Origin of the sequence: Segniliparus sp., from assembly GCF_051660745.1 — a bacterium.
Taxonomy (GTDB): Bacteria; Actinomycetota; Actinomycetes; order Mycobacteriales; family Mycobacteriaceae; genus Segniliparus.
The window spans coordinates 12,194-25,780 of sequence record NZ_JBOFQF010000016.1 but is presented as its reverse complement, the minus strand read 5'-3'; the positions used below and the strand labels follow the sequence as shown (position 1 = coordinate 25,780).

Sequence of the window (13,587 nt, the reverse complement as noted above, 5' to 3'; positions counted from 1 at the left end):
TTCTCCCGCGACCACGGCTCATGCTTGATATCGGGCCCTCGCGTCGGGGAAGACGCGGCCAGCGGGACAGGGCAGCCGATTTTCAACCACGGCCCGCTAAATTCCGTCCGGCCAGCCTTGCGGCAGCGGACCTTGGCCCGACCCGCGAAACTCCTCGGGGCGCAGCGCCGCCGTCCACACGTCCGCGCCGCTTCCTCGCCAATCCTCGAACCAACCGACGCCTGTGAAACGGAACCCCGCGCGCCGCGCGACCCGGGCGGAAGGCGCGTTGCCGACGAGCGCCTGCCACCGGATCGCACGCAGCCGCAGCGCGTCGAAGCCGAACTCGCAGACCCGGCGCGCCGCATCGGTCATGATCCCGCGCGAGCGAGCCTTGGCAGAGAGCCAATAGCCCAGCTCTGCCTGGTCGAAGGCGAAACCCTCTTCGCCGCCCTCGCGCGCGGCCGGGGAGACGAACCGCCCGCAGCCGTGCAGCCCGACCATCCCAACGGCCTCGCCTGCTTCTTGCAACCTGACAGCCCATGTCAACGACGTGCCCTGCGACCATTCCGGCCCGACCATCTCGGTGACGAAATGACGCGCGTCCGCCTCGGCGAACGGGATCGGAATCGACGAGGTCATCTCGGCGAGGCCGGGCTCTTGGCAGCACGCGGTGATCGCCGGGACGTCCGCCGCCGTCGGCGCGGAGAGCCATATCCCGTCCCCGACGAGCACGACATGCCTCATGGTCCACCTTCCCGCAAAAACGCCACGCGCAACAGATGGGCGGCTTCCGCGCCCATGACCATACCGGCCAGCTCCGCGTATGTCTCCTGGAATTCCGGGCCGTGCGCGCCGCCGTCGCCGGAGTCGAAATGATGCGCCAGCTCGTGCAAGACCACCAGCTCGCGCATAGCCCAGCCCGTCGGCGACTGGGCCGCGGCGGCGCTGCCGTCGGGGACCGCGATCACCCCGCCCTCGCCGATCCGCTCGTAATGCGCCGCCCGGTCGCCCTTGCGTTTGCGCACGGCCACCGCCGCATCGGCGCGGGGCGGCCAGCGCTGCCGGACCGAGGGCAACGCGAGCACCTGGTCGACGTAGCGCTGCAACGACTCGACCGAGGCGAATTTCGCCTCCGGCGGGACCGTCAGCCGCGTCCCGAAAAACACCGCCTCCCGCGATCCGGCGCGCTCGGCGTTGTCGAACACGGCGTGGACGAGCCGCTGCGCCGCGTAGACGCGCGAGCGCCCGCTGTCCCGGCCTGCCACCTTCCCAGTTCCCTTATCGACCGAGAGCCCGGCGCGCCCCCGCGAACGCGGACTGCGCGCCGATCCTGGCGTCCGACCCCGCCCGGTCGCCCGCGCGCTGCGAGCGCGCGCACCAAGCGTTGCCCGAGCTCACCGCCCGCCAGCTGCCCCTCGCCTTCGAGGTCTGCCGGTAGAAGTCGGCCAGTTCCAGCTCTTTGTTCCGCAGCACCAGCTCGGTGGACGTGCTGGCGCCGCTCGTGGCTCGTCCGTCTCGGCGCGCCGCCCGCTCCTCCTCCTCGCGGGCCTGCTGCAGACGGGCCCCGATCCGGCCCGCGAAGGCGAGCTGGAAATTCAGCCGAGCGGTGATCTTCGGGGTCGGGAGGTGCGCGCCCGAGGCCAGGTAGGACTCGCATGACTTCGCCATCTGCACCAGCAAGCTCGCGTACAGCGCCTCAGTCGCGTCGATGTCTTCGGGGAAGCCGAAGGCGAGCACATACGTCGAGTCGTGCGAGACGTCGCATTTCACCTGGTTCGCCTGCCCGATGCCGCTGAACAGGGCCACATAGGTGCGCAGCCCCTTCGAGCCGCGCTCGCCGACCGTCACCGTCCGCTGCGCGGGCTTCGCCTGTTTGGCCCGGTTCGTGCTGTGCGCCCGCGCGAGCGCGAGGTCGATGGAGGCCGCCGTCGCCAAGCGCTGCGCGGCGGCGAGGAACGCCTCGGCCTCGTGCTCGTTGTCGGTGCCCTCGGCCTGGCGCAGCAATGCGGCCACCCGCGCGAGGCTGCGGTCGTCGTGGTTCGTCACGACACCAGCCTAGAGAATCCCACCGACAACTCAGGGCACGAGCACGATTTTGCCCTTGGCGTGCCCGTCGATGAGATACCGGTGCGCGTCGGCCGCCTGGTCGAGGGCGAAGACCCGGTCCACATCGACGACGACCACACCGCTCTCCGCCGCTTCGAGCACCCCGTCCCTCGCGGAAGCGCGCTGCTCGGGCGTGGCGGCCAGGGAGTCCAGCCAGCCGAAGCCGAGCTCGGCCGCCTTGTCCGGGCGGACGATGGTGAGGATGCGCGCCCGATCCGGAACCAACCCGAGGGAGACGTCGAGCGCCTCATCCGTGCCGACCAGATCGAGCGCCGCGTCCACCGGCCCGACCGCCGCGATCCGGTCCGCGAGCCCTGGCCCGTACTCGACGGGCTCGGCGCCCAGCTCGCGCAGGCGTGCATGCCTGCCGGGGCTCGCCGTGCCGACGACCTTCGCGCCCCGGGCGACGGCGAGTTGGACCGCCACGAGGCCGACCCCGCCCGCCGCGCCGTGCACAAGGAGGACTTCGCCCGCTTTGACGTCCAAGCGGTCCAGCGCCAGCGCGGCGGTGACTCCGGTGGACAGCAGGCCCGAAGCTTGCGCCCAGTCCAACGGCGCGGGCTTTCGGAACAGCGCGCCGACCGGCGCGAGGACCCGCTCCGCGTACACGCCCTTCGCGCCGTAGACCAGCACCTCGTCGCCGACTGCGAATCCCGCTGTGTTCGGCCCGAGCGCCGCGACAACGCCCGCCGCCTCAAGGCCCACCGGCAACGGCGGCTGGCTCTCCGTGCCGAACACCCCGCTGTAGAGCTTCCAGTCCACCGGATTCGCCCCGGCCGCGCGCACGTCCACGAGGACTTCGCCCTCGCTCGGCGCGGGCAGCTCGACGTCACGGATCTCGAGGACTTCCGGCCCGCCGTACCGCGCGGCCACAATTGTTTTCACCATGCTTGATCGCAACAAGCCTCAAAGACTTGTTGTTCCCCGCCCGGTCACTGCGCCAGAGAGCCCGGGTACAGGTACTCGTCGGCGGGCCGCTCGCCGCTGTGGAACCAGGCGCGGAAGAAGCCGCCGAGGTCTTTTTTCGCCGTCTGCCGCACGTACTGCTCGAACTCCGCCCAGGACGCGTTCCCGAAGCTGTGGCGCACCGGCCAGCCGCGCAGCACCTCGCCGAACGCCTTGTCCCCGATCTGCCTGCGCAGCGCGTGCAGGGCCAGCTGCCCTTTGTCGTAGACGCCCTGCCCGTTCATGACGTCGCCCGCGGAGCACTCGTCCTTGCCGTCGCACATGTCGGTGAGCAGATGGCCCCAGTACTCCTCGTCGTCCCATTTCTCCTGCACGTGGTCCCGGTACTTCTGGTCGAGGTCCTCGCCCTCTTTCGCCTCTTCCCACATCCACTGCAGGTACGAGGCGAAGCATTCGTTCAGGCAGATGTCGCGCCATTGGCGCACGGAGACCGAGTCGCCGTACCACTCGTGGGTGCTCTCGTGGACGACCACGCCGACCTCTTGTCCGGGGTCGTCCCAGTTCGAGACGTATGTGGGACGAGTCTGCGTCTCCAGCGCCCCGCCGAAGTTCTTGTTCCCCGGACCGGGGTCGATGAAGATCCCCCCGGCCGCCGAATGCGGATACGGGCCGAGCTTCTCCTGCAAGAACGCCATGATCTCCGGGTACCGGTCCGCCGCGTCGTGGACGTAGTCCGGCCGGTCCGGGTTGAGGGCGATCACCACTGGCTGCCCGGTGGGGAGGGCGGAGCGGCGCACGTCGAAATGGTCCACCGCGAGCGGCACCAGGTACATCGCCACGGGGTTCGGCTCGTCCCACACCGAAGTCGTCCAGCCGTCCTTCGCCACGGCGGGGGTCTCCCGCCCGCCGCCGATCCCGACCCATCCCTCCGGCACGGCGAGGGAGAGCCGGAAGGAGGCCTTGTCGTCCGGGGTGTTGTCCGACGGGAACCAGTACTCGGCCCCGCCCGGCTCGCCGAACTTGGCGACCCCGCCGCTCGACGTGCGGACCCAGCCCGGCAGCTCCGCCTTGCCGAGCGCCGCCGCCTGCTCCTGCTCGTTGAAGGAGTACGAGACCGTCGCGGTGAACGGCTTGCCGTTCGGCAGCGGGCGGTCCGGGGTGACGACCAGCTCGGTCGCCTCGGCTGGCGCCGTCGCGGCGGGCTTCCCGTTCACCAGCGCCCGCACCGGGCCGAGGTCGGCGAAGTCGAGATTGAAGGAACCGAGCTCTTGGGTGGCGACGGCGGTGATCGTCATCGTCCCGTCCACCTGCTTCGACTCCGGGTCGATCCGCAGCGCCAAGTCGTAGTGCGCGACCCGGTAGCCGCCGTTGCCGTCCTGCGGGAAATACGGATCGCCCGCCGTGTCCGAACCCGCCGAGGGCGCTGCCGCGGCGGACGGGCCCTGGCACACCAGCGCCGCGGCAAGGACCGACGCGGCAAAGATCGGCACAGGGGCGCGGGACAGCAGGGGGCGGCGCGCCCCCGGGGTGCGAATTGGCATACGAGCAGCCTAACGGGAGGTGGCGACAAATTCCGGGCGGGAACTAAGCTGTGCCCGTGACAACGCGGAAAACCCTCATCCTGCTCCGCCACGGCAAGTCGGGCTACCCGCCGGGCGTGCCGGACCACGAGCGACCGCTCGCCGAGCGAGGCTGGCGCGAGGCCGCGCTCGCAGGCGAGTGGCTGCGCGGCGAGGGCGTCGAGATCGACCACGTGCTCTGCTCCACCGCCCGGCGCACGCGCGAGACGCTGGCGGCCTCCGCGATCACGGCGCCCGTGCAATTCCAACGCGGCTTGTACGGGGCGAGCGAGGTGGAGGTCATCGGGTTTTTGACCGAGCTGCCGGAAACCGTCGCCACGGCGCTCGTCGTCGGGCACCATCCCGGCATGCCGGAGACGGCCGAGGCGCTGCACGAGCTCACCGGCCTGCCGCCGAACCCCGCGCTCGAAGCCCTGCTGGCCAAGTACCCGACCAGCGCGCTCACCCGCATCGAGGTGGCGGGCGCCTGGGCGGATTTGGCGATCTCGGGCGGCGAGGTCGCGCAGTTCCACGTCCCGAGATAGCAGGCGAGCAGCCTAGGCCTCCGCCGCCGCCGCGAACCAGTCCACCAGCGGCCGCAGCGCCTCCCAGTCCGACCGCACCATGGCGAGCGCCTCGGGCTTGGCGAGCCAGGCCGGGCTGCCGTGGTCCCGGCACGCGAAGAGGCTCTTGTGCCGCAGCAGCGCGAGGCGCGGATGGTCGTCGGCGTAGCCCCGTGGCTTGGTCTTGAGCTGCTCCCCCTCGACCTCGAACCCGGCCTTGGCCGCTTTCGCGAGGATCTTCTCCAGCTTCGGCCCGGTCCCCCCGTCGGCGATCGCCTCCCGGATCCGGCCCAGCTGCTCCGCCGAGGGCGCGTGGCAGCCCGCGCCGGTCATCAACCCCGTCGCGTCGATCCGCAAGTACCAGCCCGCGCCTGCCGCGACGGGCACGAACAGGCCCTGCTGCGTCTTGTACGGCGACTTGTCGTGGCTGAACCGCACGTCGCGGTGCGGACGGAAGACCGAGGCCTCGCCGAACTCCGCGTCCAACTCCTCGGCCAACGCGAGGAACGGCTCCCGCACGCTCTCCTGGTAGCGCTTTTTGTTCGCCTCCCACCAAGGCTTCGTGTTGTTGTCCTCAAGCTCGCGGTAGAACTCGACGGAGTCCGCGGGCAGCCCGGCGAATGCGCTCATCCGCCCACCGTACTCCGCGCCGCTCGCGACAGCCGCCAGCCCGCGCCCACCGCCAGCACCCACGCCGCGCCGACCATGAGCACTACTCGCCCGTCGCCGCTGAAACCCTGCTCCACCAGCACCGACGCAAGGACGAGCCCGGCAAAAGCCGTGGACAACGGCGCGAGCGGCAGCCGGAAGTCCGATCTCGCGGCCTTGCCCGCCGCAACATGCCTGCGGTATCCCGAATGCGACGCGAGGATCAGCCCCCACACGACGATGAGCCCGACCGTCGCCAGCGAGATGAGCGCGACCCACGCCGCTTGCGGCGCGAAGAGGTTCACACAGACCCCCGCGACCATGACCACGGCGGAGACCGCCAACGCCCGGGCGGGCACCGCCCGCGCGGAGAGCGCGCCGAGCCTGCCGGGGCCTTCCCCCCGCAAGGCGATGGCCCGCAGCAGCCTCGCAGTCGAGTACATGCTGGAGTTGCACGAGCTCGCCGCCGCCGTGAGCACGACGAAATTCACGATTCCCGCCGCGAACGGCACCCCCGCGTCCGCGAACACGGCGACGAACGGGCTCTGCCCCGGCTCGTACGAGCGCCACCCGCGCAGGCAGAGCAGCACGGCGAGCGCGCCGAGGTAGAACACGGCGATCCGCAGCGGGATGCTGGTCACCGCCTTGCGCAGAGTGCGCTTGGGGTCCTGCGCCTCGCCCGCCGTCAGGCCGACCTGCTCCACCCCCGCGTACGCGAAGAGCGCGAGCGGCAGGACGGGGGCAAGGGCGAGCGCGCCGTGCGGGAAAAAACCGTCGTCCCGCCACAGGTTCGAGAAGCCCGCGCCCGGCACCTGCAGCAGATGGGGGACGGGCAGCAGCGCCCACACGCCGAAGAAGACGAGCGAGAGGATCGTCGCCACTTTCAGGCCCGCGAACCAGAACTCCGTCTCGCCGTACACGCGGGCCGAGGCGAGGTTCACCAGCGCGAGCGCCACGAGGAAGCCGAACGCGGTCGCCCACACCGGCGCCTGCGGCCACCAGAACTGCAGGTACTTACCGGCCGCCGTCACCTCGGCCGCGCAGCTCACGCAGACCGTCACCCAGTAGGTCCACCCGCCAAGGAAGCCCGCGAAGGGGCCGAGGAACTCCCTCGGGTACTCGTACAGGCTGCCCGACGTCGGCCGGTAGTCCAAGAGCTCGCCGAGCGCCCGGCTGATGACGAAGATCGCCAAGCCCGCGACGGCGAACACGAGGAGCAGCGCGGGCCCCGCCTCGTGGATCGCCGTGCCGGTCCCGTAGAAAAGCCCGGTGCCGATCGCGCCGCCGAGGGCCATCATCCGGATCATCCGGACAGAGAGCCCCCGGCGGTAGCCCTCTTGGGGGGCGGTGGACGAAGGCTCGGCTCGGGTCATAGACGAGCCAGCGTACCGACCTCGGGCGGGACTGTCAGCCGCGCAGCAACGCCCGGCTGATCACCAAGCGCTGGATCTGGTTCGCGCCCTCGTGGACCTGGGCGATCTTGGCGCATCCCGGCACCGTATCCGCCCCAGCGGGAAACCGTCCGATCAGCCGCGCAGCAACGCCCGGCTGATCACCAAGCGCTGGATCTGGTTCGTGCCCTCGTAGATCTGGGTGATCTTGGCGTCGCGCATCATCCGCTCAAGCGGGAAGTCGCGGGTGTAGCCCGCGCCGCCGAGGACCTGCACCGCGTTGGTGGTCACCTCCATGGCGACGTCCGAGGCGAAGCATTTCGCCGCCGAGGACAGCGCCGTCGCGCCAGGGTCGCCGCGCTCGGCCCGCTCGGCGGCCGAGTACACCATGAGCCGGGCCGCCTGGATCTTCATCGCCATGTCGGCGAGCATGAAGGAGACGCCCTGGAAGTCGGCGATGGCCTTGCGGAACTGCTTGCGCTCCTTGGCGTAGTCCCGCGCCACGTGGTACGCGCCCTGCGCGATGCCGACGGCCTGCGCGCCGATGGTCGGACGGGTGTGGTCGAGGCTCTGCAGGGCCGTCTTGAACCCGGTTCCCGGCTCGCCGATGATCCGGTCGCCGGGGATGCGGCAGTGGTCGAAGAGCAGCTCGACGGTGGGGCTGCCCTTGATGCCCATCTTCTTCTCATGCGTGCCGATGGAGAAGCCCTCGTCGTCCTTGTGGACGATGAACGCGGAGATCCCGTGCGCGCCCTTCTCGGGGTCGCTCGAAGCCATCACCGTGAACCAGGTGGACTCGCTGCCGTTGGAGATCCAGCATTTCGCGCCGTCCAGGATCCAGTCGTCCCCGTCTGCGCGGGCCCGCGTGCGCATGGAGGCGGCGTCCGACCCTGCCTCGCGCTCGGAGAGGCCGTAGGAGGCGAGCGCCTCGCCCGCCGCGATCGACGGCAGCACTTTCTGCTTGAGCTCCTCGGAGCCGTTGAGGATCAGGCCCATCGTGCCGAGCTTGTTCACGGCGGGGATGAGGCTGGAGGAGGCGCAGACGCGGGCGACCTCCTCGACGACCACGCAACAGGACACCGCGTCGGCGCCTTCGCCGCCGTACTGCTCGGGGATGTGCGGGGCGTGGAAACCGTTCTTGGAGAGGGCCTCGTTCGCCTCGATCGGGAAGCGCTCGCGCTCGTCCACGTCGGTGGCGTGGGGCTGGATCTCTCGTTCGGAGAGGGCGCGGACGGCGGCCCTCAGTTCTTCTTGCTCGTCGCTGAGCGCGAAACGTGCCGGTTCGGTGTGCGTAGCCATGCCTGTACTTTACCAATGCCGTACGGTGTGGCGTATGGATCTCGTCGTGGTGGACCACCCCCTCGCCCTGACGCGGCTGACCACGCTGCGCGACGAGCGCACCGACAACGCCGCGTTCCGCGCCGCGCTGCGCGATCTCACGCTCATGCTGGTCTACGAGGCGACCCGGGCGCTCGGCGTCGCGCGGCTGGCCGTGCGCACCCCGCTTTCCGAGACCGATGGTTTTCGACTGGCCGCGTCGCCGCTGCTCGTCCCCGTGCTGCGCGCCGGGCTCGGCATGGTCGACCAGGCCCACTCCCTCATCCCGGAGGCGCAAGTCGGCTTCGTCGGCATCGCCAGGGACGAGAGCACCGCGCAGCCGGTGCCGTATTTCGCCTCGCTGCCGGAGGACCTCGGCGGACGCCCGGTGCTCGTGCTCGACCCGATGCTCGCGACCGGCGGCTCCATGGCGCACACCCTGGACCTGCTGCGCTCGCGCGGGGCCGACGACCTCACCGTGGTCACCGTGGTCTGCGCCCCGCAGGGCGTTGCCGCGCTCGAAGCCCTCGACTATCCGTTGCGCCTGGTCACCGCCGCCGTGGACGAGGACCTCAACGAGGCGAAGTACATCGTCCCCGGCCTCGGCGACGCCGGAGATCGTCAGTTCGGCGCCCGCTAGCGCAGCCGGACCAGACCAGCACCGTGGCGCCCGCTAGCGCAGCCGGACCAGACCAGCACCGCGGCGCCCGCTAGGCCAGCCGGACCAAGCCAGCACCGCGGCGCCCGCTAGGCCAGGAGCTCGTCCAGCTCCTCCGCGACGGCGTCGAGCGGCTCAAGGCTGCGCTTCGCCCGGCACACCAGCACCGCGCCGGAGAACGCCGCCACCATGAGGCTTGCTTTGCGCCGGGCCGCAGCGGGCTCGCGCCCGGACCGCACGAGCACCTCGGCCATGCTCTCCTCCCAGACTCTGAAATGCTCGGCGACCGGCTGGCGCAGCTCGGGGTCCGCGGAGAAGCCGTCGACCGTGGCCGCGACGAACGGGCACCCGATCTGGAAATCGCCGTCCACCAGGACGTGCTTCCAGAACGCCATCATCAGCGAGATCGCCTCCCGGCTGTCCGCCGCAGAGCCGAGCGACGCGCGGATCAGCTCGTTCGAGAGCTCGCCAGCGCCGGTGATCGCCTCTCGGACGATTTGCGCCCGCCCCTCGGGGAAGTGGTAGTAGACCGATCCGCGCGGAGCATTGCTGCGCGACACGATCGCGTCGACAGTCACCCCGGCAACGCCCCGCTCGCGGATCAAATCGACCGCCCCCTGAAGCATCCGGTCCCGCGAGGACTCCTTGGTGCTCATCTTGGTCTTTGTCCTTCCATCCTCTTTGCCCAGTTCAACTACGTGTTCGAACGTTAGGAGACGAGACTTTATTCCATATTCTATAAAATTTCCAGCACGTCACGGGCGCGCGCGAAAACTCCTCGCGCCTGGCACAGTGTTCCCATGACAGAGACCTCCCTCGGGTACCGCGATCGCGTCCTCGCGGTCGAGCCCGGCGGCGCAGGGCGGGTGGGGCCAGAGGACCGGCACGGCAAGCCGGTCCATCTGCTCTGGACCTGGGCCTCGCCGAACCTCGAATTCACCACCATCTTCATCGGCGTGCTCGCGGCTTCCGCCTGGGGCCAGAACTTCTTCCAAGCGGCGGCCGCATGCGCGATCGGCAACGGGCTCGCCGCGATCGCGCACGGCTTCCTCTCCGCGCGCGGCCCCAAGCACGGGGCGCCGCAGATGGTCCTCTCCCGGCTCGCGTTCGGCAGGCGGGGCAATGCCGTGCCCGCCGTGATCATGGCGCTCAGCGCGGGGGTCGGCTGGTTCGCCGCCAACAGCGTGAGCGGGGCGTTCTCCATCTCCGCCCTCACCGGACTGCCCGTCGCGGCCGCCCTGCTCGTCATCGTCGCCGTCCAGATCGCCTTGGCCTTTGCCGGGCACAACCTGGTCCAGGCCTTCGAGCGCTGGGCCTTCCCCGCGCTCTTCCTGGTCTTCCTGCTCGCCTCCGTCTTCGTCCTGCGCGGCGCGGCGGCGCACATCCGTCTCGCGTCGCCGCTCCCGCAGACCGGGGCCGAGGCCATGGGGTTCTTCCTCACCATCGGCGCGAGCTTCGGCTACTCGGCGGGCTGGACCCCCTACGCGGCGGACTACACCCGCTACCTGCCGCGCGAAGCGTCGCGGGCCCGCGTCGGGGCGGCCGCAGGCCTCGGGCTGTTCCTCTCCTGCACCGCGCTGGAAGCGGTCGGGGCGGCGAGCGCGCAGTTCGCGCGGACCGGGGCGCGCAACCCCGCGGAAGGCTTCGCCGCCCTGCTGCCCTCGGGCCTCGCCGCCGCGACGCTCGCCGCGTTCGCGCTCGGCTCCGTCTCGGCGAACGCGCTGAACCTGTACTCCGCCGCGCTCACGTTCACCGGGGTGGTCGGCGAGAAACTGCGCACCAGGGTCGTGGTCGCGATGGGCGTGGCGGGCGGGCTCGCCGCGTGGGGCGCGCTCGCCCGCCCCGCTGCGAGCTACGAGTCCTTCCTGCTCCTCGTCGGCTACTGGGTCGGCCCGTGGCTCGGCGTTGTGCTCATGGACGCCTTCCTCGGCAAAGCGCGCGACGACGACCGCGCGCTCTACGACCGGAGCCACCGCAACCGGGCCGGGCTCATGGCGTTCCTCATCGCCCTGCCCGTCTCCGTCCTGCTCTTCGCGAACCAGGAGGTCTACACCGGGCCGGTCCCACGGGCGCTGCCCGCGCTCGGCGACGTCGCGGCCTTCGTCGGCGCGGCGCTCGCCGCCTGCATCATGTGGGCGGCGCTTCGGACAGAACGCCGCAAACAAACCCCGATCCCCAAGGAGGAGCAGCCATGACCCCCGAAGACATGCTCGCGGTCGCCGTCGCCGAAGCCAGGGCCGGGCTCGCGGAGGGCGGCGTCCCGATCGGAGCCGCGCTCTTCGCCAAGGACGGGACGCTCCTCGGGCGCGGGCGCAACCGGCGCGTGCAATGGGACGATCCCGCCATCCACGCCGAGACCGACGCGTTCCGCGCGGCAGGGCGCCAACGCGATTACCGCGGCGCCGTCATGGTCACCACGCTTTCGCCGTGCTGGTACTGCAGCGGCTTGGTGCGGCAGTTCAACATCGGGGCCGTGATCGTCGGGGAGGCGGAGAACTTCCACGGCGGACACGATTGGCTCGCCGAGCACGGAGTCTCGGTCACGGTGCTCGACGACCCGGACTGCACGGCGATGCTGCGCGCGTTCATCGAGACGAGCCCCTCGCTCTGGCACGAGGACATCGGGGTGGCCGACTAGGACGGAGCCCTCCCTCTCGCGCGCCGGATATGTATTATAGTTTTTAGTATATAACCGACCGTTCGACCAGAGGACCGCCCATGCCCGCAGATCACGACCAGCGGATCGCCCGCAAGCGCAGGCGCGAAATACTGATCGGCCGCCACGTCGCCAACCCGCTCGTCCGCGCGCTGAACAAGGCGGGGCTCCTGCCGAAGTCGACAGTGGAGCTCGAGACCGTCGGGCGCAAGTCCGGCCAGAAGCGGGTCGTCCCGGTCACCGCCAATGTGGACGCCGACCGCCGAGGCGCCTGGGTCATCTCCCAGCACGGCACGCACAGCGGCTGGGCGCACAACGTCGAGGCCGACCCGAACGTGCGGCTGAAATACCGGGGCGAATGGCTCGCCGGAAAGGCCCGGCTCGTCCCCGAGGACGACGTCGTGGCGCGGGTGAAGACCTTCTCCAAGACGGACCAGGCGGGGCTCAACGCCCTGAAAACCACCCCCATCAGCGTCCGCATCGACTTCGAATAGCCCCCGACGGCCCCGCACAGATAGGTATTTCTGTTATGACCCACGCAGCAGACCCCCTCTCCCAGCCGCTCGCCCTCCAGTGCGGGCAGGTGCTGCCGAACCGGCTGATGCGCTCCGCGCTCAGCGAAGCGCTCGGCGACCGGTCCTCGGGAGCCCCCACCGGAAAACTGCTCGCCCTCTACGAGCGTTGGAGCCTCGGCGGCTACGGCCTCGTCGTCACCGGCAACATCATGGTCGACCAGCGCCACCGGGGCGAGCCGGGCAACGTCGTCGTCGAGGACGAGCGCCACCTCCCCGAGCTGTCCCGCTGGTCGAAGTCCTTCCAGGACAACACCGACGCGCCGCTGTGGGCGCAGATCAACCACCCCGGCAGGCAGGCGCCGACCCTGATCAACTCGGCGCAGCCGGTCGCCCCGAGCGCGGTGAAGGCGAACATCGCGGTCATCGCGGGGCAGCCGCGCGAGCTGCGGCCGGAAGAGATCGAGGAGATCCTCGACCGCTACGCCACCACCGCAGCCGTGCTGGAGACCGCCGGGTTCAACGGCGTCCAGCTGCACGCCGCGCACGGCTACCTCATCACGCAGTTCCTCTCCCCCCTCTCGAATCTGCGCACCGACGAGTGGGGCGGGGACTCCGAACGCCGCCGCCGCTTCCTCATCGAAGCGGTGCGCCGGGTGCGGGCGAAAGTCAGCCCCTCCTTCGGCGTCGGCGTGAAGCTCAACTCCGCCGACTTCCAACGCGGCGGCTTCACCGAGGACGAGTCGCGCGAGGTGGTCCGCGCGCTCGCGGACGAGGCGGTGGACCTCGTCGAGATCAGCGGCGGCAGCTACGAGTCCCCGGCGATGATGGGGTCGGCCCAAGCCGAGAGCACCAAAGCCCGTGAGGCCTACTTCCTCGACTACGCCCAGACGGTCCGAGAGCACGCGGGCTCCGTCCCGCTCGCGGTCACCGGCGGATTCCGCACCAAGACCGCGATGGCGGAGGCCGTCGCCTCCGGCGCGTGCGACATCGTCGGCCTCGGACGCCCGGCCATCACCGCGCCGGAGTCGGGCAGCGCCTTGCTGCAGAACACGGCGCAGCGCCTGCCGTCCTACCAGATCCAGGCGGGACTGCGGCCGGTCATCAGCAAGGTGACCAACGTCAAACAGCTCGACAGCATGCTCGACCTGCAATGGCACACCCAGCAGATGGAGCGGATCGGCCGGGGGAAGGACCCGCGTCTGGACCGCACGTGGTGGCAGACCATGGTCAAGATGCTCTTGACCTTCGGGCCCGCCGCCTTCCAGCGCAAACGCGCCTGACGCGGG

The 13,587-nt window shown here is 70.6% G+C and carries 15 protein-coding genes; 6 read left to right on the top strand and 9 right to left on the bottom strand.

All coding sequences use genetic code 11. The annotated features are described in order from the left end of the window. Positions 1–96: 96 nt before the first annotated feature. Genes ACRC20_RS04250 through ACRC20_RS04230 form a run of 5 tightly spaced genes read right to left on the bottom strand, consistent with a single transcriptional unit; the run spans position 97 to position 4,535 of the window. The gene (locus tag ACRC20_RS04250) at positions 97–726 is read right to left on the bottom strand and encodes a GNAT family N-acetyltransferase (protein ID WP_438685099.1); all 630 of its coding nucleotides are present in this window, start codon (positions 724–726) and stop codon (positions 97–99) included. Next, the gene (locus tag ACRC20_RS04245; RefSeq protein WP_438685098.1) at positions 723–1,247 is read right to left on the bottom strand and encodes a TIGR04338 family metallohydrolase; all 525 of its coding nucleotides are present in this window, start codon (positions 1,245–1,247) and stop codon (positions 723–725) included. Before ACRC20_RS04245 ends, ACRC20_RS04250 begins: the two co-directional genes overlap by 4 nt. Before the next feature lie 13 nt (positions 1,248–1,260). Beyond that, positions 1,261–2,028, bottom strand: a complete 768-nt coding sequence (locus ACRC20_RS04240) for a DUF2786 domain-containing protein (RefSeq protein ID WP_438685097.1) — start codon at positions 2,026–2,028, stop codon at positions 1,261–1,263. 30 nt (positions 2,029–2,058) lie between these two features. Further along, the gene (locus ACRC20_RS04235; protein WP_438685096.1) at positions 2,059–2,976 is read right to left on the bottom strand and encodes a quinone oxidoreductase family protein; all 918 of its coding nucleotides are present in this window, start codon (positions 2,974–2,976) and stop codon (positions 2,059–2,061) included. A 44-nt stretch (positions 2,977–3,020) separates the two neighbouring features. After that, positions 3,021–4,535, bottom strand: coding sequence for a M1 family metallopeptidase (locus ACRC20_RS04230; RefSeq protein WP_438685095.1), 1,515 nt, complete (start codon positions 4,533–4,535; stop codon positions 3,021–3,023). A 56-nt stretch (positions 4,536–4,591) separates the two neighbouring features. Between ACRC20_RS04230 and ACRC20_RS04225 the strand changes: the two genes are divergently transcribed. After that, a complete protein-coding gene (locus ACRC20_RS04225) occupies positions 4,592–5,098 on the top strand; it encodes a SixA phosphatase family protein (protein ID WP_438685094.1) in 507 nt (168 codons plus the stop codon). A 12-nt stretch (positions 5,099–5,110) separates the two neighbouring features. On the opposite strand, the gene ACRC20_RS04220 is transcribed toward ACRC20_RS04225, so the two are convergent. From ACRC20_RS04220 to ACRC20_RS04210, 3 genes are all read right to left on the bottom strand, one after another. Then, positions 5,111–5,746 (bottom strand): DUF2461 domain-containing protein, encoded by a 636-nt coding sequence (locus ACRC20_RS04220; RefSeq protein WP_438685093.1) that lies wholly within the window; start codon positions 5,744–5,746, stop codon positions 5,111–5,113. Continuing rightward, positions 5,743–7,137 (bottom strand): amino acid permease, encoded by a 1,395-nt coding sequence (locus ACRC20_RS04215; RefSeq protein ID WP_438685092.1) that lies wholly within the window; start codon positions 7,135–7,137, stop codon positions 5,743–5,745. The genes ACRC20_RS04220 and ACRC20_RS04215 overlap by 4 nt, the downstream gene beginning before the upstream one ends. A gap of 153 nt (positions 7,138–7,290) precedes the next feature. Next, positions 7,291–8,454, bottom strand: coding sequence for an acyl-CoA dehydrogenase family protein (locus ACRC20_RS04210; protein WP_438685091.1), 1,164 nt, complete (start codon positions 8,452–8,454; stop codon positions 7,291–7,293). A gap of 34 nt (positions 8,455–8,488) precedes the next feature. On the opposite strand from ACRC20_RS04210, the gene upp reads away from it, so the two are divergent. Beyond that, complete coding sequence (gene upp, locus ACRC20_RS04205) at positions 8,489–9,112, top strand: uracil phosphoribosyltransferase (RefSeq protein WP_438685090.1); 624 nt, start codon at positions 8,489–8,491, stop codon at positions 9,110–9,112. A 107-nt stretch (positions 9,113–9,219) separates the two neighbouring features. Here upp and ACRC20_RS04200 read toward each other — a convergent pair whose 3' ends face one another. Then, complete coding sequence (locus ACRC20_RS04200) at positions 9,220–9,786, bottom strand: TetR/AcrR family transcriptional regulator (RefSeq protein ID WP_438685089.1); 567 nt, start codon at positions 9,784–9,786, stop codon at positions 9,220–9,222. Between the two features lie 144 nt (positions 9,787–9,930). Between ACRC20_RS04200 and ACRC20_RS04195 the strand changes: the two genes are divergently transcribed. The 4 genes from ACRC20_RS04195 to ACRC20_RS04180 all read left to right on the top strand — a co-directional run bounded on the left by ACRC20_RS04195 (position 9,931) and on the right by ACRC20_RS04180 (position 13,581). Further along, positions 9,931–11,325, top strand: coding sequence for a purine-cytosine permease family protein (locus ACRC20_RS04195; protein WP_438685088.1), 1,395 nt, complete (start codon positions 9,931–9,933; stop codon positions 11,323–11,325). Positions 11,326–11,336: 11 nt separating this feature from the next. Continuing rightward, the gene (locus tag ACRC20_RS04190) at positions 11,337–11,768 is read left to right on the top strand and encodes a nucleoside deaminase (RefSeq protein ID WP_438685127.1); all 432 of its coding nucleotides are present in this window, start codon (positions 11,337–11,339) and stop codon (positions 11,766–11,768) included. Positions 11,769–11,848: 80 nt separating this feature from the next. Continuing rightward, positions 11,849–12,280 carry a nitroreductase family deazaflavin-dependent oxidoreductase gene (locus ACRC20_RS04185; RefSeq protein WP_438685087.1) on the top strand — a complete coding sequence of 144 codons (432 nt, stop codon included), beginning with the start codon at positions 11,849–11,851 and terminating at the stop codon, positions 12,278–12,280. A 35-nt stretch (positions 12,281–12,315) separates the two neighbouring features. Then, entirely contained in the window at positions 12,316–13,581 is a 1,266-nt protein-coding gene (locus ACRC20_RS04180) for an NADH:flavin oxidoreductase/NADH oxidase family protein (RefSeq protein ID WP_438685086.1), read from the top strand. Positions 13,582–13,587: the final 6 nt, after the last annotated feature.

Coding starts and splice junctions, on each gene's coding strand:
- ACRC20_RS04250 (WP_438685099.1), bottom strand. CDS start 726: ATGAGGCATGTCGTGCTCGTCGGGGACGGGATATGGCTCTCCGCGCCG.
- ACRC20_RS04235 (WP_438685096.1), bottom strand. CDS start 2,976: ATGGTGAAAACAATTGTGGCCGCGCGGTACGGCGGGCCGGAAGTCCTC.
- ACRC20_RS04230 (WP_438685095.1), bottom strand. CDS start 4,535: ATGCCAATTCGCACCCCGGGGGCGCGCCGCCCCCTGCTGTCCCGCGCC.
- ACRC20_RS04220 (WP_438685093.1), bottom strand. CDS start 5,746: ATGAGCGCATTCGCCGGGCTGCCCGCGGACTCCGTCGAGTTCTACCGC.
- ACRC20_RS04215 (WP_438685092.1), bottom strand. CDS start 7,137: ATGACCCGAGCCGAGCCTTCGTCCACCGCCCCCCAAGAGGGCTACCGC.
- ACRC20_RS04210 (WP_438685091.1), bottom strand. CDS start 8,454: ATGGCTACGCACACCGAACCGGCACGTTTCGCGCTCAGCGACGAGCAA.
- upp (WP_438685090.1), top strand. CDS start 8,489: ATGGATCTCGTCGTGGTGGACCACCCCCTCGCCCTGACGCGGCTGACC.
- ACRC20_RS04200 (WP_438685089.1), bottom strand. CDS start 9,786: ATGAGCACCAAGGAGTCCTCGCGGGACCGGATGCTTCAGGGGGCGGTC.
- ACRC20_RS04195 (WP_438685088.1), top strand. CDS start 9,931: ATGACAGAGACCTCCCTCGGGTACCGCGATCGCGTCCTCGCGGTCGAG.
- ACRC20_RS04190 (WP_438685127.1), top strand. CDS start 11,337: ATGCTCGCGGTCGCCGTCGCCGAAGCCAGGGCCGGGCTCGCGGAGGGC.
- ACRC20_RS04185 (WP_438685087.1), top strand. CDS start 11,849: ATGCCCGCAGATCACGACCAGCGGATCGCCCGCAAGCGCAGGCGCGAA.
- ACRC20_RS04180 (WP_438685086.1), top strand. CDS start 12,316: ATGACCCACGCAGCAGACCCCCTCTCCCAGCCGCTCGCCCTCCAGTGC.